Source organism: Mesorhizobium sp. B2-4-18, from assembly GCF_006441385.1.
Taxonomy (GTDB): Bacteria; Pseudomonadota; Alphaproteobacteria; order Rhizobiales; family Rhizobiaceae; genus Mesorhizobium; species Mesorhizobium australicum.
The window spans coordinates 386,478-405,526 of the sequence record NZ_VFUW01000003.1 but is presented as its reverse complement, the minus strand read 5'-3'; the positions used below and the strand labels follow the sequence as shown (position 1 = coordinate 405,526).

Annotated in this window: 15 protein-coding genes; 7 read left to right on the top strand and 8 right to left on the bottom strand. The window is 64.5% G+C overall.

What is annotated here, in order from left to right; translation table 11 throughout:
- Positions 1–4 precede the first annotated feature (4 nt).
- The 7 genes from FJ527_RS09085 to FJ527_RS09055 all read right to left on the bottom strand — a co-directional run bounded on the left by FJ527_RS09085 (position 5) and on the right by FJ527_RS09055 (position 8,900).
- Positions 5–1,243 carry an MFS transporter gene (locus FJ527_RS09085; RefSeq protein ID WP_140822773.1) on the bottom strand — a complete coding sequence of 413 codons (1,239 nt, stop codon included), beginning with the start codon at positions 1,241–1,243 and terminating at the stop codon, positions 5–7.
- A gap of 158 nt (positions 1,244–1,401) precedes the next feature.
- Entirely contained in the window at positions 1,402–2,502 is a 1,101-nt protein-coding gene (locus FJ527_RS09080) for an aminotransferase class I/II-fold pyridoxal phosphate-dependent enzyme (protein WP_140822771.1), read from the bottom strand.
- A gap of 125 nt (positions 2,503–2,627) precedes the next feature.
- Positions 2,628–3,092 (bottom strand): MucR family transcriptional regulator, encoded by a 465-nt coding sequence (locus FJ527_RS09075; protein ID WP_140618397.1) that lies wholly within the window; start codon positions 3,090–3,092, stop codon positions 2,628–2,630.
- A gap of 207 nt (positions 3,093–3,299) precedes the next feature.
- Entirely contained in the window at positions 3,300–4,004 is a 705-nt protein-coding gene (locus tag FJ527_RS09070) for an ROK family protein (protein ID WP_015315077.1), read from the bottom strand.
- A gap of 14 nt (positions 4,005–4,018) precedes the next feature.
- Positions 4,019–5,395 (bottom strand): glucose-6-phosphate dehydrogenase, encoded by a 1,377-nt coding sequence (gene zwf / locus FJ527_RS09065; RefSeq protein ID WP_140618399.1) that lies wholly within the window; start codon positions 5,393–5,395, stop codon positions 4,019–4,021.
- Positions 5,396–5,417: 22 nt separating this feature from the next.
- Positions 5,418–6,434, bottom strand: coding sequence for a phosphogluconate dehydrogenase (NAD(+)-dependent, decarboxylating) (gene gnd / locus FJ527_RS09060; RefSeq protein ID WP_140618400.1), 1,017 nt, complete (start codon positions 6,432–6,434; stop codon positions 5,418–5,420).
- Between the two features lie 48 nt (positions 6,435–6,482).
- Entirely contained in the window at positions 6,483–8,900 is a 2,418-nt protein-coding gene (locus FJ527_RS09055; RefSeq protein ID WP_140822769.1) for a glucan 1,4-alpha-glucosidase, read from the bottom strand.
- Positions 8,901–9,110: 210 nt separating this feature from the next.
- Here FJ527_RS09055 and FJ527_RS09050 point away from each other — a divergent pair, with 210 nt between their 5' ends.
- From FJ527_RS09050 to FJ527_RS09030, 5 genes are all read left to right on the top strand, one after another.
- Positions 9,111–10,124, top strand: a complete 1,014-nt coding sequence (locus FJ527_RS09050) for an ABC transporter substrate-binding protein (RefSeq protein WP_140822767.1) — start codon at positions 9,111–9,113, stop codon at positions 10,122–10,124.
- Positions 10,125–10,173: 49 nt separating this feature from the next.
- Positions 10,174–11,694, top strand: coding sequence for a sugar ABC transporter ATP-binding protein (locus tag FJ527_RS09045; RefSeq protein WP_246677699.1), 1,521 nt, complete (start codon positions 10,174–10,176; stop codon positions 11,692–11,694).
- A 1-nt stretch (position 11,695) separates the two neighbouring features.
- Positions 11,696–12,676 carry an ABC transporter permease gene (locus tag FJ527_RS09040; protein ID WP_015315083.1) on the top strand — a complete coding sequence of 327 codons (981 nt, stop codon included), beginning with the start codon at positions 11,696–11,698 and terminating at the stop codon, positions 12,674–12,676.
- A 3-nt stretch (positions 12,677–12,679) separates the two neighbouring features.
- Positions 12,680–13,627: an ABC transporter permease gene (locus tag FJ527_RS09035; RefSeq protein ID WP_140822765.1), complete on the top strand. Its 948-nt coding sequence runs from the start codon at positions 12,680–12,682 to the stop codon at positions 13,625–13,627.
- Positions 13,628–13,746: 119 nt separating this feature from the next.
- Entirely contained in the window at positions 13,747–15,816 is a 2,070-nt protein-coding gene (locus tag FJ527_RS09030) for a 3-hydroxyacyl-CoA dehydrogenase NAD-binding domain-containing protein (RefSeq protein ID WP_140822763.1), read from the top strand.
- Positions 15,817–15,833: 17 nt separating this feature from the next.
- Here the strand turns inward: FJ527_RS09030 and FJ527_RS09025 are convergent, their stop codons facing one another.
- Complete coding sequence (locus FJ527_RS09025; RefSeq protein WP_140822761.1) at positions 15,834–16,646, bottom strand: LuxR C-terminal-related transcriptional regulator; 813 nt, start codon at positions 16,644–16,646, stop codon at positions 15,834–15,836.
- 114 nt (positions 16,647–16,760) lie between these two features.
- Between FJ527_RS09025 and FJ527_RS09020 the strand changes: the two genes are divergently transcribed.
- Positions 16,761–17,897 carry an ABC transporter ATP-binding protein gene (locus FJ527_RS09020; protein ID WP_140822759.1) on the top strand — a complete coding sequence of 379 codons (1,137 nt, stop codon included), beginning with the start codon at positions 16,761–16,763 and terminating at the stop codon, positions 17,895–17,897.
- Entirely contained in the window at positions 17,878–19,041 is a 1,164-nt protein-coding gene (locus FJ527_RS09015) for a spermidine/putrescine ABC transporter substrate-binding protein (RefSeq protein ID WP_015315088.1), read from the top strand. Before FJ527_RS09020 ends, FJ527_RS09015 begins: the two co-directional genes overlap by 20 nt.
- Positions 19,042–19,049 lie beyond the last annotated feature (8 nt).

Sequence of the window (19,049 nt, the reverse complement as noted above, 5' to 3'; positions counted from 1 at the left end):
CCCGTCAGTTTCGTCCTTTGAGGTGCCTCACCTTGCGCAGCGCCGGGAACAGATAGGCCCACAGGCCGGCAACCGCGACGGCGCCGACGCCGCCGATCACCACCGCCGGAACCGTGCCGATCAGCGCCGCCATGGTGCCGGCGCGAAATTCGCCGACCTCGTTGGAGGCGCCGACGAAGACCTGGTTGACGGCGTTGACGCGGCCGCGCACCTCGTCGGGCGTCCACAGCTGGATCAGCGTCTCCCTGATGTAGACACTGAACATGTCGGTGGCTCCGAGCAGGGCAAGTGCCACAATCGAGAGCCAGGTGAGCGTCGACAGGCCGAACAGCACGGTGCAGGCGCCGAACGCCGCCACGAAGCTCAGCATGATCTTGCCAGCACGGTCGCGGATCGGATGGCCCGCAAGCCAGACGGCGACGCAGATGGCGCCGATCCCCGGTGCCGAGCGCAGCAAGCCGAGGCCCCAAGGTCCAAGCTGCAGAATGTCACGCGCATAGACCGGCAGCAGCGCCGAGGCGCCGGACAGAAGCACGGCGAAGAGGTCGAGCGAGATGGCGCCAAGCACGATCTTCTCGCTCCAGATGTAGCGGAAGCCGGCAAACAGCGTCTCCATTGTCGGCTTGTCGGTGGCGGTCTGTTGCGCGGGCTTGGGAATGGTGAAGATCAGCAACGCGGCGGCGAGCATCAGGACTGCGGCCGTCGCATAGGCCACTTCCGCCGACACGCCATAGAGCAAGCCGCCGGCGACCGGGCCGACAATCGTCGCGGTCTGCCAGGCGGAGGAGTTCCAGGCGATGGCATTGGCGAAATCGCGCTGCGGCACGAGATTGGCGAACAGGGAGGACGAAGCCGGCCCGTAGAAGGCGCGGGCAATGCCGAACATGACCAGCACGGCGAAGATCGGCAGCGGGGTTGTAAGGCCGCGCAGGGTCAGAAACAGCAGAGCCAGCGCGCAGGCGCCTTCGACCAAGGTCGCCAAGGTCATGATCAGCCGGCGGCCGAAACGGTCGGCGACGACACCTGTAACCAGCACCAGAAGCAGCGACGGCAGGAACTGGGCGATGCCGACAATGCCAAGATCGAACGGATCGCGCGTCAGATCATAGACCTGCCAGCCGACGGCCACCGAAACGATCATGGTCGCGAAAGTGGTGAGAAAGCGCGCCGTCCAGTAGCTGAGGAAGGCTCTGTGCCGGAAAGCGGCATAGCGCTGCTCCGGCAAGGTTTGTTCTGGTATCATGAAGTGAGGCCCCGTTGCGGTGGGCATCGGCTCGCGGGGCACTTCCCGAATGGGCGCTGTTCGACCAATGGAACTTGGTAAAGTTCGGGGCGGATATGCTTTAAAATCAGATCCGGATCAAGGGACTTTCGATCCGCACCACCGATAGCACGCGGAAGTTACTGCCGCAGCGCAGCTGAAATCGCGTCCAGCCCGCCTTTCAACTCGGCCTCCCTCGGCCAGCCGAAGCCGACGCGGAAGAAGCGCTTTTCCATTTCGAACCAGTGGCCGGGCCCGACATAGGTGCCGTGATCTTCCAGCAGCCTGACATAGAAGCGATCGAGGTCGAAGCCGGGTTCGACATCGAGGCGCGGGAAACCGACGACACCGCCTTCGGGCCGCACCCAGTCGACCAGCGGCTCGCGGTCGATCCAGGCCTGGACGATGTCCCGGCGCCTGGCCATTTCGGGCAGCAGCTTTGCCAGGAAAGCGTCCCGGCCCTCCAGCACGCCGCGCGCTATGCCTTCGTCGATGACGCTGCCGCAGATGCCGATCTGCTCCTTGGCGGCCAGAAATGTCTCCTGAAGGGCCGCATCCCTGGTGATCAGCCAGCCGATGCGGATGCCGGGAATGCCGAAGGCTTTCGACAGCGACGAGACGCTGATGGCCTTTTTGCTCAGCGTGGCCGTGGAAGGCAGGCGCCTGCCATAGGAGAGATCGCGATAGGTTTCGTCGACCAGCAGATAGCAGCCGCTGGTCTCGGCGAGCGCGACCAGCGCGTCCAATTCGGCACGGCTCATCATGGTGCCGGTCGGATTGTGCGGGCAAGTAACGCTGATCAGCTTCGTGTTCGGCCGCATCGCGGCCCTGACGCGCTCGACGTCGATGGCGAAGCCTTCGTCGAAGGCGAGGTCGACAAAGCTGATGGCGCAGCCGATCGCCCGCGGCGTTTCGATGTTGGTGGCGTAGTTGGGCCTGATGACGACGAGGTGATCGCTGGCCGAGAGCAGCGAGGTGGAGATGATGAACAACGCGCCGGCCGCACCGGCCGTGACCAGCACGTCGTCGGGCGCGATGCCGGCATCCTGCGCGGCGATCAGCGCGCGCAATTCCCTGTCGCCGCGATGCTCGCCATAGAAGAGGGTCAGATCAGGCAGCGAGAGGCCAATGTCGGAGAGTTTCTGATCGGCGATCGAACTTTCGGAGAGGTTGTAACGGATGCGGTCGTAACCGTACTCCTCCGGCGCTTCTTTCTCGATCACCATCCTGGTGTAGTTCATGGCTTCCCCCAGATCGTCTTGTCCCAGGTTATCCAAGCCACAAAAGCACGAAGCCTGCCAAGGCGAATTCGCCGGCAGGCTTCTATTCCAGTCGTCCTAACAATTGGCTCAGCGTCCAAATCGCCTCAGGCCGGGACTTTGGCCTTCCGGCCCTTGCCTTTGACGGGGGCGACCACGGCGGCCTTGCGGCCGAGGCCGATCGACTTCGCCAGTTCGGAGCGCGAAGCCGCGTAGTTGGGGGCAACCATCGGATAGTCGGAAGGCAGGCCCCATTTGGCGCGATAGGCGTCCGGCGTCAGGCCGAAATGGACGCCGAGATGACGCTTCAGCGATTTGAATTTCTTGCCGTCCTCGAGGCAGATGATGAAATCCGGCGTCACCGACTTCTTCGGGTTGACGGCCGGGACCAGCGGTGCCGCCACCGGGGCGACCGGCTGGCCGAGCCCGCTGATCGAGGCGCTGACGCTGGCGATCAGCTCGGGAAGGCCGGACGCAGGCAGGCGATTCTTCTCGACATAGGCCGATACGATATGGGCCGTCAGCTCGAGAAGGTCGAGGGTCTTGCTGGCGTGGCTGTTTTCGTCGGTCAATCTATTTCCTCCATCCATGGCGCATAACCTCGAAAATGGGACCGTTTTCAAAAAGGATGATGCGCAAAATTAAAGTGGGTCGTCTTCGTGCGTCGCGCGCGACGCGATGTAGTGGGGCTGACTTCCTAGTCGGCAAATCTGCGCAATGCAATCTATCGCCGCGACATAACACGGCATTTTGAACAACTATACTAAGCTGTAACAATATCAGACGATCAGGGCCTTGTCGCGCCACAGACGAAATCCGCCTTCGAAGGCGCGTGTGTTGTCACCGCGCCTGGAGTCGGGGGGCAATTCGTCTAGCTTGTCGACATTGCCGCCGCCGATGACGACATAGTCTGGCTGCAGGGCGGCGCGCAGCCGGTTGACGACGTCGAAGACATGACCGCGCCACTTCTTCTTGCCGCGCTTTACGAGGCCACGTTCACCGACATAGTCCTCGAAACTCTGGCCTTTTCTGTAGGGAAGGTGGGCGAGTTCCATCGGCTGGCCGACATTGTCGAGGACCATCGCGGCACCGAGGCCGGTTCCGAGGCCGAGGAACAGCATGCGCCCGCCCTCATAGCTGCCGAGGGCCTGCATCAGCGCGTCATTGACCACCTTGACCGGCTTGCCGAACTCAGCGGTGAAATCGAAGCCGGCCCAGCCCTTGCCGAGATTCATGGGATCGAGCACCGGCTTGTTTTGACGCACGGGGCCCGGATACCCCATCGAAATGACGTCATAGGACAGGCCGTCGGCGAGCTTCTTCACCTTGTCGATCATCTGCCTTGGCGTCAGGTCAGGCCCGGAATCGGTCCGGCGCTCGGTGCCACCGTCGCTGGTCAGGATCTTGACGTGCGACCCGCCAATATCGATCGAAAGGACTACCTGCCCGGTGTCCGACGCAGCCTTCTTGACCACCTTGGCCATCTCGTCCCCTCCACTCATGCGACCGGGTCGATCCAGCCATTGGGCGGCCCGAAGCCGGCCATGGCGTCCGCTGGCCCCCACGTCCTCGGTTCGTAAAGATGCGGCGGCGTGGTGTCGCCGAGCACCGGACCGACGATGCGCCAGGCGAGTTCGGCGGCGTCCTGGCGGGTGAAGAGCTGGCCGTTGCCGTTCATGGCGTCGCCGATCAGCCGTTCATAGGGCGGCATGTCGCCCTTGGAATCGTCGAGCGCGGTGAGTTCCACCTGCTCGCCGATCATGTCGTCGCCGGGCGCCTTGCGCTGGGCGCCGATGGCGATCATCACCTGCGGGTCGATGCGGAAGCGGACGTAATTCTGGTCGGCGGGCTTGATCGGGTCGAAGACGTCGAGCGGCGGCCGTTTCAGCCGCACCACCACCTCGGTGACATGCACCGGCATGTTCTTGCCGGCGCGGATGAAGAACGGCACGTCCTGCCAGCGCCAGGTGTCGACGAAAAAGCGCACCGCCGCGAAGGTCTCCACCGGCGAGTTCGGCGCCACGCCGGGCTCGGCGAGATAGCCGGTGAACTGGCCGCGCACGACATCGTCTTTCGTCAATGTCCGGATGGCGCGCAACACCTGCACCTTCTCGTCGATCAGGTCGTCGGCGGAGCGGCCGACGGGCGGCTCCATGGCCAGGAGCAGCAGGATGTTGAGCAGATGGTTCTCGATGACGTCGCGGATGGCGCCGACATCGTCATAGAACCGCCCGCGCCCCTCGACGCCGAAATCCTCGGCCATGGTGATCTGCACGCTCTCGACGTAATTGCGGTTCCAGATCGGCTCCAGCAGGGAGTTGGCGAAGCGGAAATAGAGCAGGTTCTGGATCGCCTCCTTGCCGAGATAATGGTCGATGCGGAAGATCGACTGCTCGTCGAACACCAGGTGCAGCACTCGGTTCAGCCAGCGCGCCGACTGGAGATCGTGGCCGAACGGCTTTTCGACCATCAGTCGCGCGCCATGCGCTGTGCCGGATTGCTCCAGCCCTTGCACGACGGTCTCGAACATGGACGGCGGCACCGCCATGTAATGCAGCGGCCGCTGGGCGCTGCCGAGTGCCGTCTTCAGCTTCTCGAAGGTCGTGGGATCGCGATAGTCGCCGCTGACATAGCGCAGCAGCGACGCGAACTTGGCGAAGACCTTCTCATCGACGGCGCCCAGGGCATGGACGATGCCGTCGCGGGCGCGGTCCTGCAACTGCTTCAAATCCCAGGCGTCGAAGGCGACGCCGATCACCGGTTCGGTGAGCGTGCCCTTGGCGACCATCTGGTAAAGCGCTGGAAATATCTTCTTGTGGGCGAGGTCGCCGGTCGCTCCGAAGAGCACCAGCGTATCGGACCGTTCCTGGCTCATGCGTGCGTCTCCCCTGTCGCCGTCACTTGCCGCCCTTCGGCTTTTCGATGTGCCCGCCAAAGGCATAGCGCATGGCAGACAACAGCTTGTCGGCGAATTCGGATTCGCCTTGCGAGGAGAAGCGGTCGAACAGGGCCGACGACAGCACCGGTGCCGGCACGCCGGTGTCGATCGCCGCCTTCAGCGTCCAGCGGCCCTCGCCGGAATCCGAGACCCGGCCGCCGAATTGCGCCAGACCCGGATCGCTCTTCAGCGCACCGGCGGTGAGATCGAGCAGCCAGGAGCCGATGACGCTGCCATGCCGCCACACCTCGGCCACCTGCGGAAGGTCGATGTCGAACTGGTAGTATTGCGGGTTTTCCAGCGGGCTTGTCTCGGCGTCCGCCGTCCGCTGCCGTTTGCCGGCATTGGCCGACTTCAGGATGTTCATGCCTTCGGCATAGGCGGCCATGACGCCGTATTCGATGCCGTTGTGCACCATCTTAACGAAATGGCCGGCGCCGCTCGGTCCGCAATGCAGGTAGCCATAGGGCGCGGTGCCGGCGGTCTTGTCCGGGGTGGGCGCGCCGGCATCAGCGCCAGGCGCCAGCGTGGCAAAGACCGAATCGAGGTGCTGCACCGCCACGTCGGGACCGCCGATCATCAGGCAGTAGCCGCGCTCCAGCCCCCAGACGCCGCCACTGGTGCCGACATCGACAAGATGCATGCCCTTGGTGGCCAGTTTCGCGGCCTGGTCGACGGCGTCGTGATAGTAGGAATTGCCGCCGTCGATGACGATGTCGCCGGGCTCCATCAGCGCCGCGACCTGATCGATGATCCTGCCGGTGATCGCCGCCGGCAGCATCAGCCAGACACAGCGCGGCTTGGCCAGCTTGCCGACGAATTCCTCCAGGGATGCCGCCCCCAAGGCGCCGTCGCTCACAAGCGCCGCGACGCTGGCCGGGTTGATGTCATAGACGACGCATTCGTGGCCGTCGCGCATCAGCCGCCGCACCATGTTGGCGCCCATCCGGCCCAGTCCCATCATTCCGATCTGCATGGTTTCGTCCCTGTTCCTAGAGATTTTCTGGGGTTGTCGAGGAAGGATCTACTGGCTGTCCTGAGTGCCTGACATGATGGAGAAGTCGACATTCTCCCAATCGCCGGTTCCGGGCCAGAAAAAAGTGAAGATCAGCGTGCTTCCGTTGGGGAGGCTGGCCGTGGGCAGATCGACAAGATGAAGGCCGAAAGCGTTTTCCGCTGTCCGGCTGTCGTGGGCGGTTGCCCAATTGTCCGTGCTCCAGTGGATGGTGGCCGCCGTCAGCAGCTCGACGCGCAATGTCTTGCCCTCGGGCAGTGCGCGGATCTTGTTGTTGAAGCGCCATGCCCTGAACGACGATACGGTCTTGTCCTGGATGTAGCGCTTCACGCCTTGCGGCGGCATGTCGAAGACGGCGCCGTCGCGTAGCGAGCGCACCAGCTTGATGTGTTCGGAATGCGCCCAGACCAGTGGCATGGCGCTGCCCGATGGCTTGCCATGCAGCAGCTCGCGCTCGGGAATATCGGCGCCGTCCCACACCTGTTCGGGCAGCAGGCCGCCAGGCCCGGCCGACTGCTCCAGCGCATCGAGCAAGCTGGACGCCTTGTCCTTGCGCCCGGCGGCCAGCTCGTAATGCGCCCGTTCGCCGGCCAGCAGGGGCCAAGGCCGGCCCTGGCCGGTGCCGTCGAAGGGCGTGCCATCCTCGTGCTCGCCATAGCCGTCGCTGTTATAGCGGTACCAGAGCGGCCCTTGCGGCAGCTCGCAGCGCAGCTGCGCGTCGATGATCTTGACGGTGTCGACGATGCGCGGATCGTCGGCGGCTCTCAGGCCAAAGCGCACCAGGGCCAGCGCGTCAGGGCTGACGATTTCCTCGGCCGGTCGGTCGGTGTCGCCTGGTGGCCGGTTCTTGATCGGGACATAGCCGTCCTTCGGCGAGCCGGCTTCGGGGTCGTCTGGCGGCGCAATGCGGACGTAATAGCCGCCGACGCCGACGGCCTTGCAGATGGCGGTGCCGCTGACATAGGTCCAGCGCTCGACCTGGTCGTTCCAGCAGTCGGCTGTTTCGCGCAGGTAGGCCGCCTCCGCCGCTTTGCCGCAGGCATCGAGCAGGTCGGCGCCGGCAAGCAGTGCCGCGATCTCGACGGCCATCGTGAACGGGCTGTAGCCGGCGTCTTCTTCCCAGCGGTCCTCGCCAGTGACCGGACCATTGCGCACGACATAGGAGGCGGCGCGCTCGATCATCGGCAGGAAGGCCTTCAGCCTGGCACGCGGCAAGTGGCCAGCGCGATGCAGGGCATCCACCAGCAGCAAGGGAAAGGCGCATTCGTCCATCTGGATGCCGGGCCAATAGGCGGAGCCGTCGAGCCAGGCGTTCTGCGGCCAATGGCCGTCCGGCTGCTGGATGGAGCGGAGATATTCCAGGATCCGCAGTGCCGAGGCGGCATCGCCGGCGGCGAGAAAGCCGCCCGCTGTTTCGACCAGGTCGCGTGGCCAGACAAGATGATAGCCGCCGAGATCATCGTCGCCCTTGTTGAATCCCCATGGGATCGACAGGCTGGCCACCGCCGCGCCGGGCATTGCCGACGACCGGTGGGTGGCCAGCACCGCGGTGGAGACGCGGTAGCTGTTCACTCCGGGGACCGCGTGGCGGTCCAGTGGCAGCAGCCCCGCCTGCCATTCGCGCCATTGTTCGACGTAGGATTTCGCCGCCGGTTCAAAACCCCGCTTCAGGCTGGCGAAGGCGTTTTCGGCGGCTTCGTCCGGTGTCGTCCCAAAACCCAGCGCCAGCATGGTTTTTGTGTTGGCGGCGGTGAAGCCGATCTCGCCGGTCAGCGCGACATTGCCGTCCTCGGCACGCCGGCAAGCCGTATCGAGCTTGCCGGCGCTGTTGAGTTGCTGCCAGCCGTCGGAGAAGCCGACATAGCCGGCCGAGCAATCCCGCCAGGGCAGGGACGAGGCCAGCGCCAGGCAGGTGCCGCGCCCCGAGGCAAACAGGACGGGTTTTCCCTGGTACTCGCCGATCCAGGCGGTGTTGCCCATGCCGGCATTGACCAGATGCGGCGCCAGAAGCGCGTAGACGCGGTAGTCGGCCGCGGAGCCCTTGAGCGGACTGAAGGTGATTTCCTGCAGCAAGGTCGGTCGCGCCGGATCGGCCACGATGCGCTTCTCGATCCGGTAGGCGCCGTCGTCGGCTGTATTGACCAGCCTGTAGGCGGGCACGCCGTCCTCGAACGGCTCTATGCCGTGCGAGGCATCGCGCTTCTCCTCGGAGAAATAGCCATCCATGCCGGTGACGATCAGGCCGAGGTCGCGCGTGCAGGCGCTGTCGACGCGCGGATAGTACACCTCGTTCAGGATGCCGTGGCTGGTGGTGAACCAGACGCGGCTGGACGGCGAAAGCGCCGAGCCGACTCCGCTCTTGGCGCTTGAGGTCCAGCGCGCGGGAATTCCCGGCGCGCCCGGCGGCACAATCGGCGTCACTGCCATGCTTGTTCGCTCTCCTGGCCCGCATGCCTAGCCATCAAACGAAGCCATTTCAATCAGCGCACCGCAAGTTGATCGGCGGCGCACATCGGATTGCAGTTGACAGCCCGCCGGCCTTCTGCACTTTTGTCTGACAATAGATAAAAAACAGGATCGCAATCGCGAAATTCGTCGACAATCAAACTGATCAGCAACTCTCGGGAGGAGTATCACATGAAGAAACTATTGGTTCTCAGCACGCTTGCGGCGGTGCTCGCGGCCGGTACGGCTTTTGCCGACACCAGCGGCAAGAAGATCGCGTTCTCCAACAATTATGCCGGCAATTCGTGGCGGCAGGCGATGCTCGACAGCTATGGCATCGTCACCAAGAAGGCCGTCGACGACAAGATCGTCGGCTCGGCTGATGTCTTCACCACTGCCGACAAGGAGGTGCCGACCCAGGCCGCCCAGGTGCAGAACCTGATCCTGCAGGGCTATGACGCCATCGTCATCAACGCCGCCTCGCCGGATGCGCTCAACGGCGCCATCAAGCAGGCCTGCGATGCCGGCATCACCGTCGTCTCCTTCGACGGCACCGTCACCGAGCCCTGCGCCTACCGCGTCGTCGTCGACTTCAAGGACATGGGCAAGCAGGAAGTCGAACAGATGGCCAAGTTCCAGCCCAAGGGCGGCAATCTGCTTGAAATCCGGGGGCTTGCCGGCACCTCGATCGATGATGCCATCCACGCAGGCATCCTCGAAGGCGTGGCCGCGCATCCCGAATTCAAGATCGTCGGTTCTGTCACCGGCGACTGGGACCAGACCACGGCTCAGAAGGCGGTGGCGACCATCCTGCCGTCGCTGCCCGACGTCGTCGGCATCGTCGACCAGGGCGGTGACGGCTATGGCGCCGCGCAAGCCTTCGCCGCCGCCGGCAAGCCGCGCCCGACCATCATCATGGGCAACCGGCAGGATGAATTGAAGTGGTGGAAGGAACAGAAGGACAAGGACGGCTATCAGACCTGGTCGGCTTCGATCGCGCCGGGCGTATCGACGCTCGCCTTCTGGGTGGCGCAGCAGGTGCTCGATGGCCGCAAGGACATTCCGCACGATCTGCTGGTGCCGTATCTGGCCTTCACCCAGGACGATTTCGAGGCGGCCCTGCCCAAGATCAAGGAGGGCGGTGTCGCCACCCACGAATACACGCAGGAAGATGCCATCGCGGCGATCAAAGCCAATATCAAGTGAAAGTCGCAGACGCGTTGCCGCGGGCATCACCGAGCGGATATCGTTGAGCATGGCTGCAGGCGACACGGACATCATCAGACCTGACGGCGCCGAAAACCAATTCGGCGCCGTCAGTGTTGACATCGTAAGACTTGACGGTGCCGAAAAGCATTTCGGCGCCGTCAGGGCGCTGGGCGGGGTGGATTTCCATGTCGGGCCCGGCGAGTGCGTCGGCCTCGTCGGCCATAACGGCGCCGGCAAGTCGACGCTGATGCACATGGTGGCCGGGACCTCGACGCCCGACAGCGGCACGATCACCGTGCATGGCGGCATCGAGGACAACTACTCGGTGTCGCGGGCGCAGCAGCGCGGCATACGCTGCGTGTTCCAGGAACTGTCGCTGTGCCCCAATCTCAGCGTCGCCGAAAACACGCGTATCAACCATGCTTCGCTCACCGGCTTCGGCTGGCGGCGCAAGGCGGCAGAGCTGATCGCCGCCAAGCTGGACGAAATCTTTCCGGACCATGGCATCTCGGCCTGGGACATTGTCGGCGATCTGTCGATCGGCCGGCGCCAGATGGTCGAGGTGGCGCGTGCCTTCACCGTGACGCAGGACCGGCTCGACCTGGTCATCCTCGACGAACCGACCTCGTCGCTCGACGCGCACACATCGGGCCAGTTGCTGGCCTTCGTGCGCCGCTTCGTCGCTGGTGGCAAAAGCTGCATCCTGATCTCGCACGTGCTGGGCGAGGTGCTGCGGAACGCCGACCGGATCGTGGTGATGCGCGACGGCAAGGTGGTGGCGTCGGACGCGGCTGGTGACTTTGATCGCGACCGGCTGGTGACCGTGATGGGCGGAGCCGAGGCGCGTGCGAAGACCGCCGCGCAGGCCGCTGCCGCCAACACAGGCGCCAATCCGCTGCGCGTCCGGGCGCGGCCGGCCGGACAGGCGGATGGCAAGGACCTCGTCGCGCGCGCGGGCGAGATCATCGGCCTTGCCGGCCTGGCCGGTCACGGACAGACCGACTTGCTGCTGCGCATCTTTGACGCCGCCGCGCGCGCCAAGACCGGCATCGAGGTGACGGCGCCGGTGGCCCTGGTGGCAGGCGACCGCCAGTCCGATGGCATTTTCCCGCAATGGTCGATTGGCGAAAACATCGGCATCCGCTCGCTGGCGCGCTTGCGCAACGGGCTGTTGATTTCACCCCAGCGTGAGGCGGAATTGGCCGCGTTCTGGCAGAAGAAGATCGGCATCCGCACGCCTGACATGAACAACAATATTTTCTCGCTGTCGGGCGGCAACCAGCAGAAAGCGCTGTTCGCCAGGGCGCTCGGCTCCGATGCCCAGATCGTGCTGATGGACGACCCGATGCGCGGCGTCGACATCGGTACCAAGCTGGAGGTCTACGATCTCGTGCGCGAGGAGGCGGGCCGCGGACGCACCTTCCTCTGGTACACGACCGAAACCGAAGAGCTCGACAATTGCGACCACATCTATGTCTTCAAGAACGGCCGCATCGTCGCCAATCTGACGCGCGACGAGCTGACCGAAGAGAAGATCATCCAGTCCTCCTTCGGCGATGCGGCCTGAGATGACGGCGACGCCAATCGACAATGGCTTCAAGGGATCGGCGGCACGCAATGCAGCGGCGCGGGCGCGGCTGTTGCGCGGCCTGCTGCCCGCGCTATCGCTGGCGCTGGTGTTGCTCGCGATCGCTTGGCTCAATCCGCGCGCCATCAGCTATTTCGGCTTCAGCCTGATGTTGAACCTGGCGATTCCGATCGCGCTGGCGACGATCGCGCAGATGTTCGTCATCGCCGGCAACGAGCTTGATCTCTCGATCGGCACCTTTGTCGGTTTTGTCGGTTGCGTCACCGCGACCTGGCTTAAGGATGCGCCGCTCATCGGCATCCTCATTCTCGCCGGATCGATCGGCATTTATGCGCTGCTCGGCGCGCTGATCCATCTGCGCAACCTGCCCTCCATCGTGGTGACGCTCGGCATGAGCTTCGTCTGGCAGGGCCTCGCCATTCTCGTCCTGCCAAAACCGGGCGGCAAGGCGCCGGACTGGCTGCTGGCGATCATGTCGTTCAAGCCGCCTTTCATTCCGTTTCCGATCATCGCCGCGCTGCTGATCGCGGCCGTCGTGCATTTCGGCCTGATGCGTACCTCCTACGGGGTGATCCTGCGCGGCTCGGGCGGCAATCCCGCGGCGCTCAAGCGCGCCGGCTGGTCGCTGCTCAAGACCAAGATCGTGCTGTTTGCGCTGGCCGGCCTGTTCGGCGTTCTGTCGGGCATGGCGCTGATCGGCATCACCACCTCGGCCGATGCCAATATCGGCAATGGTTACACGCTGCTGGCCATCGCCGGCGTCATCCTCGGCGGCGGCGAGTTCGTCGGCGGCCGGGTCTCGCCGATCGGCGCCGTCATCGGCGCGCTGACGCTGGCGCTGGCCGCCTCGCCGCTGCTCACCTTCATGCACATTCCGCCCGACTGGCAGGTGGCCGCCAACGGCGCCATCCTGATCATCGTGCTTGCGGCGCGGGTGCTGATCAGCCGCAGGGAAAGGTGAGCGATGGCTTCGCTGAAAACCCTGCTCACAAAACCCTGGATCTGGTCGTTTGTCGGTGCGCTGCTGGTGTGGTTGGCGACGATCGCCTTCACCGGGGGCTATGGCGGCGGCGGCATGGTCACGGCGGCATTGTCGCTTGCCGTGTTTACCGTCATCGTCGGCGTCGGCCAGATGTTCGTCATTACGCTTGGACCTGGCAATGTCGACCTGTCGCTGCCGGCCAATATCGGCCTCGCCAGCGCGGTCGCCATGAAGGTGATGGGCGGCAGCGATGCCATGATCCTGGTCGGATTGCTGGCGGCGCTCGCCTGTGGCGCCGCGATCGGGACCATCAACTATCTCTTGATCTGGGCGCTGCGCATTCCGCCGATCATCGCCACGCTGTCGGCGAGCTTCATCATCCAGTCGGTCGACATCAGCTATGGGCGCGGACTGCAGATCAAGCCGCCGCCTGGCTTCGCCGATTTCACCAACTGGCAGGTGCTGGGCGTGCCCGTGCTGGCGATCCTCACCGTGCTGTTCACCATCGGTGCGGCCATCGCCTTACAGCGCATGATCTATGGCCGCTCGGTGCTGGCGATCGGCCAGAACATCCGCGCCGCCTGGCTCGCCGGCGTCAATGTCGGGCGGATCCGTTTTCTCACCTATACGCTGTCGGGCGCGCTCGGCAGCATCGATGGCGCGCTGCTCGCCGGTTATTTCCGCGGCGCCAATGTCGACATCGGCAACGAATACCTGCTCGCTTCGATCGCCGTGGTCGTCATCGGCGGCACGTCGGTGGCGGGCGGCAAGGCGAATGTGCCGGGCGTCTGGGGCGCGGCGCTGTTCCTGGTGCTGCTGCTCACCATGCTCAACACATTCGGCGTCAGCGCCGGGGTGCGTCTCCTGCTGACCGGGCTTATCATCGTAGGGGTGATTACGGCTGCGGGCGGCGAGAAGGCGGTGCGCTGACCGCAACGTCTCCGGCGCGACCGCAGCCTATCCGCCAACCATTGGACCAGCCGGTTCCCATTCGCGGCGTGGCCTTGTAAACCGGTCCCCGATCTCAGTCGGTCTTGGGAGGCCCCCACTTGTCCAGTTCTGTCAGCGTCGCGAACGAGGGTGGCGTCGCCATCCTCACCATCGACAATCCGCCGGTAAACGCGCTGAGTTTCCACGTCCGCGAACCGCTGATGCAGGCTCTGGTCGCTTTGCGCGATGACGCATCGGTCGCGGCCATCGTCATTGCTTGCGCCGGCCGGACCTTCGTTGCCGGTGCCGACATCACCGAATTCGGCAAGCCGATGCAGCAGCCGGAATTGCGCGCCATCGTGGCGGTGCTGGAAGCCATTGCCAAGCCGACGGTCGCCGCCATCCACGGTACCGCGCTCGGCGGTGGGCTGGAATTGGCGCTCGGCTGCCATTTCCGGGTTGCCGATCAAGGCGCCAGGCTCGGCCTGCCCGAGGTGAAGCTCGGCATCCTGCCCGGTGGCGGCGGCACGGTGCGGCTGCCGCGCCTGGTTGGCGCCGCCAAGGCATTGAAGATGATCGTTTCCGGTACACCGATCGGTGCCGATGAAGCTTACGGCGCCGGCCTGGTGGATGCCGTTTTCGAAGGCGATCTGACCACCCACGCCGTGAATTTCGCCCGCGAAATGGCCCGCAAGGGCGGTCCGTTCACGCCGGTGCGCGACCGCGACGACGTCCTGAAGGAGACCGACCTTGCCGCCTTCGATGCGGAGGCCGCGGATCTTGCCCGCAAAGCGCGTGGCCTCGAAGCGCCAATCGCCTGTGCGCAGGCGGTGCGCAATGCCGTCACGCTGCCCTTCGACGAGGCGCTGGCGGAGGAGCGGGCGCTGTTCGTCAAGCTTGTCGCCAGCGACCAGTCGCGCGCCCAACGGCACCTGTTTTTCGCCGAACGGGAGGCGGCCAAGCTTCCCGGCAAGGACGTCGTCAAGCGCAGGATCGCCCGCGTCGGCGTCATCGGCGCCGGCACGATGGGCGGCGGCATTGCCATGGCCTTCGCCAATGGCGGCTTTCCCGTCACCTTGCTGGACACCAGCCAGGAGGCGCTGCGGCGCGGGTTGGCGACGATCGAGAAGAATTACACCGTCTCGGTTGCACGCGGCTCCTTGAGCGAGGATGCCAAGCGGCAGCGGCTCGCCCAGTTCAAAGGCACGATCGATCATGCCGATCTCGCCGATTGCGACCTGATCGTCGAGGCAGCGTTCGAGGACATGGCGGTCAAGAAAGAAATCTTCGGGAAGCTCGACGCGGTGGCGAGGCCGGGCGCCATCCTCGCCACCAATACCTCTTATCTCGACATCGACGAAATCGCCGCCTCGACCTCGCGGCCGCAGGATGTGCTCGGCCTGCATTTCTTCTCGCCGGCCAACGTCATGAAACTGCTGGAGATCGTGCGCGCCGAAAAAACGGCGCCCGATGCGCTGGCGACCGTGATTGACCTTGCGCGCCGGATCGGCAAGGTGGCTGTCGTCGTCGGCGTCTGTCACGGCTTCGTCGGCAACCGTATGCTGGCCGCGCGCGGCTCGGAATCCGAGGCGCTGCTGCTCGAAGGCGCGACCCCCAGCCAGATCGACAAGGCGTTCACCGATTTCGGCTGGCCGATGGGTCCGTTCCAGATGGGCGACCTTGCCGGCCTCGACATCGGCTGGCGCAACCGCAAGGCGCGGGGCCTGACGGCCGTCATCGCCGACACGCTGTGCGAACAGGGGCGCTTCGGCCAGAAAACCGGCCGCGGCTTCTATCTCTACGAGAACGGCTCGCGCACGCCGGTGCCCGATCCAGAGGTCGAGGCGCTGATCCGCGACAAGGCGGCGGAAAAGGGCATCGTGCCGCGCACGATAGGCGCCGACGAAATCATCGAGCGCACACTCTATCCCCTGGTCAACGAAGGCGCGAAGATTCTGGAGGAGGGCATCGCGGCCCGTGCGTCCGACATCGATGTCGTCTGGGTCAATGGCTATGGCTTTCCCATCGGCAAGGGCGGCCCGATGTTCTGGGCCGGCCTCGAAGGCGCGGTCAGGATCGTCGGGCGACTCAGGTATTGGCATGAGCAGACGGGCAAGGATGTCTTCAAACCGGCGCCCTTGCTCGAGCGGATGGCCGAAACCGGCTCATGGAAGCCTGATCCAGCGTAGTCAGCGGCCTGTGGGAATCACCGGATCCGCGCGTCGATGATCTCGACAAAGCGGGCGAAAAGGCCTGCCTGCGACTTGATGTTGAGCTTGCGGTAGATGTTGCGGCGATGGACCTTCACGGTTCCCGGCACGATGCGCATGGCCCTGGCGATCGATTCCGTCGAATGGCCCTGCAGCACCAGGTCGACGACGTGTTTTTCGCGCGGCGTCAGCGACAGGCTTTTCCAGATATGGGCGCGGTCGAACTCGTTGACCTCGGTGATTTCCTCGTCCTGCTTCGTCTCGGCCGGTTCGTCGGCGGGAAGAGTTGGCCAGCGCAACCTGGTGAAGCTGATCACCGCCGGCGCCATGTCGCGCAGCAGCCTGGCATCGGCGGTGCCGAACGGACCGGAAGCGCTGAGCCGCATCAGCGACAGCACCAGCGCGTCCTTGCCCGGCAGCGGCACGAAGAAGCCGACTTCCTCGGCCAGCCTGGTCTGGCTGTAATAGGAGCGAAAATATTCGCTGGCGTAGAAGCGATCAGGAGCCAGTTCGCGCATGCGCCAGAACCCTTCCTTGCGCTCGACCGCCGCGTGATGGAAGGGGTCGAGCAGATAGGGGCCTTCCTGATAGAGCGCGACGAAGACGTGGCTTTCGGCCGGCGTGAAGGTCTCGAACAGCAGTGGCGGGCGCGCGGCACCCCGATAGCCGAAGATCACGCAATGGTCGAAGCCGACATGCTGCCGCAGCCAATCGACCATCGCTTGGCCGAAGAGATCGCCGCTCGTCTCCCGCGTCGCCGCGACAAGCGTCGCGAGCCGGCTGTATTCGTCGCTGCGGGAAGCGCTCAATCCAATACCCCCTTAAACGGGAAAATAGATCAGATATACCACCTGCGAGGTATATACTAGCTGCCATTAGCTCTGGTAGCGTCTTGAAATCGCATCGTCCTGGAGCCCGCAGCCTTGACCGCAGTGCCCGACATCGAATTTCGCGGCGTCGCCAAGCGCTATGGCGCGGTGACCGCGGTCAGCGGCATCGACCTTGCCGTGCCGCCCTCCGCCTTCGTTGCGCTGCTTGGACCGTCCGGCTGCGGCAAGACCACCTGCCTGCGCATGATCGGCGGGTTCGAACAGCCGAGCGAAGGCCAGGTGTTCATCCGTGGCCAGGACATGGCCGGCACGCCGCCCTACCGACGGCCTGTCAACATGGTGTTCCAGCAATACGCGCTGTTTCCGCATCTCGATGTCGAAGCCAACGTTTCCTACGGGCTGCGCCAGGCAAGGCCACGGCTGTCGTCGCGCGATATCGGCCGGCGGGCTGGCGAAGCGCTCGAAATGGTGCGGCTCGCCGGCTATGGCGGCCGCAAGATCCACGAACTGTCCGGCGGCCAGCAGCAGCGTGTCGCGCTGGCGCGTGCATTGGTCAACAAGCCGGCGGTGCTGCTGCTCGACGAACCGCTTGCGGCGCTGGACAAGAAGCTGCGCACCGACATGCAGATCGAGCTGCAGAACCTGCAGCGCGAGATCGGCATCACCTTCGTGCTGGTGACCCACGACCAGGAGGAAGCGCTGTCGATGAGCGATTTCGTCTGCGTCATGAATGGCGGGCGCATCGTCCAGCTCGGCCAGCCGAGCGAGATCTATGACGAGCCGGCCGACCTGTTCGTCGCCGATTTCGTCGGCAAGACCAATCTCTTGAGCGGCACCGTCGCTGGGCACACGGGCGACCTGGTGGACGTGGCGCTGGCGGACGGCACTGTGATCGCGGCGCGCAAGCGAACCGCGCTTCGACAAGGCGAGACCGTCTCGGTCAGTCTGCGTCCCGAATCACTCAGCCTTGGCGCTCCCGAAAGCGGTCCGCTCAAAGGCATCGTCCGCAACCGGATATTCCTCGGCTCGACCGCGGAATACGCGATCGAAGTGCAGGGCATCGGCACTTTGCTCGCCAAGGCCGATCACCTGATCGGCCAAGGCAATCTCTTCAAGCCGGGTGAACCCGTCGCCATCGGCTATGCCATGGGAACGCCGCTGGCGTTTCCGGAAACCAAGAACAACGGGACCAACCAGAGGGTAAACAAACATGTCGAAATCATATCGTGACGGACTGCCGATAAGCCCCGAGAATTTCGTCGACCAGCTGATGCGCCTGAAGCGCGGCTCGATCGGCCGCCGCGACTTCCTTGGCCTCACCGGCCTTGGCATCGCAACGGCGGTGATGGCGCGCGAGATCGGCATCATGCCGACCCCTGCCTTCGCCGCCGAAAGCCTTGGCGACCGCATGTCGATCGCCACCTGGCCGAATTACCATGACCCGCAGACCTTCGAGAACTTCAAAAAGGACACCGGTGTCGCCGTCGAGGTCAACGTGTTCGGCTCCAACGAGGAGATGCTGGCCAAGCTGCAGGCCGGCGCCTCGGGCTGGAGCCTGTTCGTGCCGACCAACTATACGATCTCGACCTACAAGAAGCTCGGCATTATCGAGCCGCTGGAGATGGCGAAGCTCCCGAATTTCGACGGTACGCAGGAAGATCCGCGCTTCACCTCCGAGGGCACGATCGACAAGGTGATCTACGCCGTGCCGAAGAACTGGGGCACCACGGGCTTTGCAGTGAACACCAAGAAGCTGACCAAGCCGATGACGAGCTGGAAGGAGTTCTGGGATACCGCCATGGCCGAGGGCGATGGCCGCACCATGGTGCACGACTACCAGCTCACCACCATCGGCAACGCGCTGAAATATTACGGCTATTCGTTCAATTCGCTGAAGCAGGACGAGCTCGCCAAGGCAGAGGAACTGCTGCTGAAGGTCAAGCCGCATCTGTTCGCCGTCTCGTCCGACTACCAGCCGGGTATGCGTGCGGGCGACGCGTGGATGACGATGTGCTGGACCAATGACGGCGCGCAACTGCATCGCGACATTCCCGAGATCGCCTATGTGCTGGGCAAGGAAGGCGGCGAGATCTGGACCGATTTTTATGCCATCCCGAAGGACGCGCCCAACAAGCCCGCCGGTTATGCGCTGCTCAACTATCTGATGAACCCGCAGGTCGCAGTGAAGGAGCACCTCGCCAACGGCGCGCCTTCGACGGATGCGCGCGTCAACAAGCTGCTGCCCAAGGAAGTGCTCGACAATCCGATCCTCTATCCGGCGGCGGAGCTGTTGACGCCGCTTGAATTCGGCGCGGCGGCAACGCTGACCGACCCGGGCCGTGCCGAACTGATGGCGCGCTTCAAATCGGCTTGAGACTGGCC

Coding starts and splice junctions, on each gene's coding strand:
- FJ527_RS09085 (WP_140822773.1), bottom strand. CDS start 1,243: ATGATACCAGAACAAACCTTGCCGGAGCAGCGCTATGCCGCTTTCCGG.
- FJ527_RS09080 (WP_140822771.1), bottom strand. CDS start 2,502: ATGAACTACACCAGGATGGTGATCGAGAAAGAAGCGCCGGAGGAGTAC.
- FJ527_RS09070 (WP_015315077.1), bottom strand. CDS start 4,004: ATGGCCAAGGTGGTCAAGAAGGCTGCGTCGGACACCGGGCAGGTAGTC.
- zwf (WP_140618399.1), bottom strand. CDS start 5,395: ATGAGCCAGGAACGGTCCGATACGCTGGTGCTCTTCGGAGCGACCGGC.
- gnd (WP_140618400.1), bottom strand. CDS start 6,434: ATGCAGATCGGAATGATGGGACTGGGCCGGATGGGCGCCAACATGGTG.
- FJ527_RS09055 (WP_140822769.1), bottom strand. CDS start 8,900: ATGGCAGTGACGCCGATTGTGCCGCCGGGCGCGCCGGGAATTCCCGCG.
- FJ527_RS09050 (WP_140822767.1), top strand. CDS start 9,111: ATGAAGAAACTATTGGTTCTCAGCACGCTTGCGGCGGTGCTCGCGGCC.
- FJ527_RS09045 (WP_246677699.1), top strand. CDS start 10,174: ATGGCTGCAGGCGACACGGACATCATCAGACCTGACGGCGCCGAAAAC.
- FJ527_RS09040 (WP_015315083.1), top strand. CDS start 11,696: ATGACGGCGACGCCAATCGACAATGGCTTCAAGGGATCGGCGGCACGC.
- FJ527_RS09035 (WP_140822765.1), top strand. CDS start 12,680: ATGGCTTCGCTGAAAACCCTGCTCACAAAACCCTGGATCTGGTCGTTT.
- FJ527_RS09015 (WP_015315088.1), top strand. CDS start 17,878: ATGTCGAAATCATATCGTGACGGACTGCCGATAAGCCCCGAGAATTTC.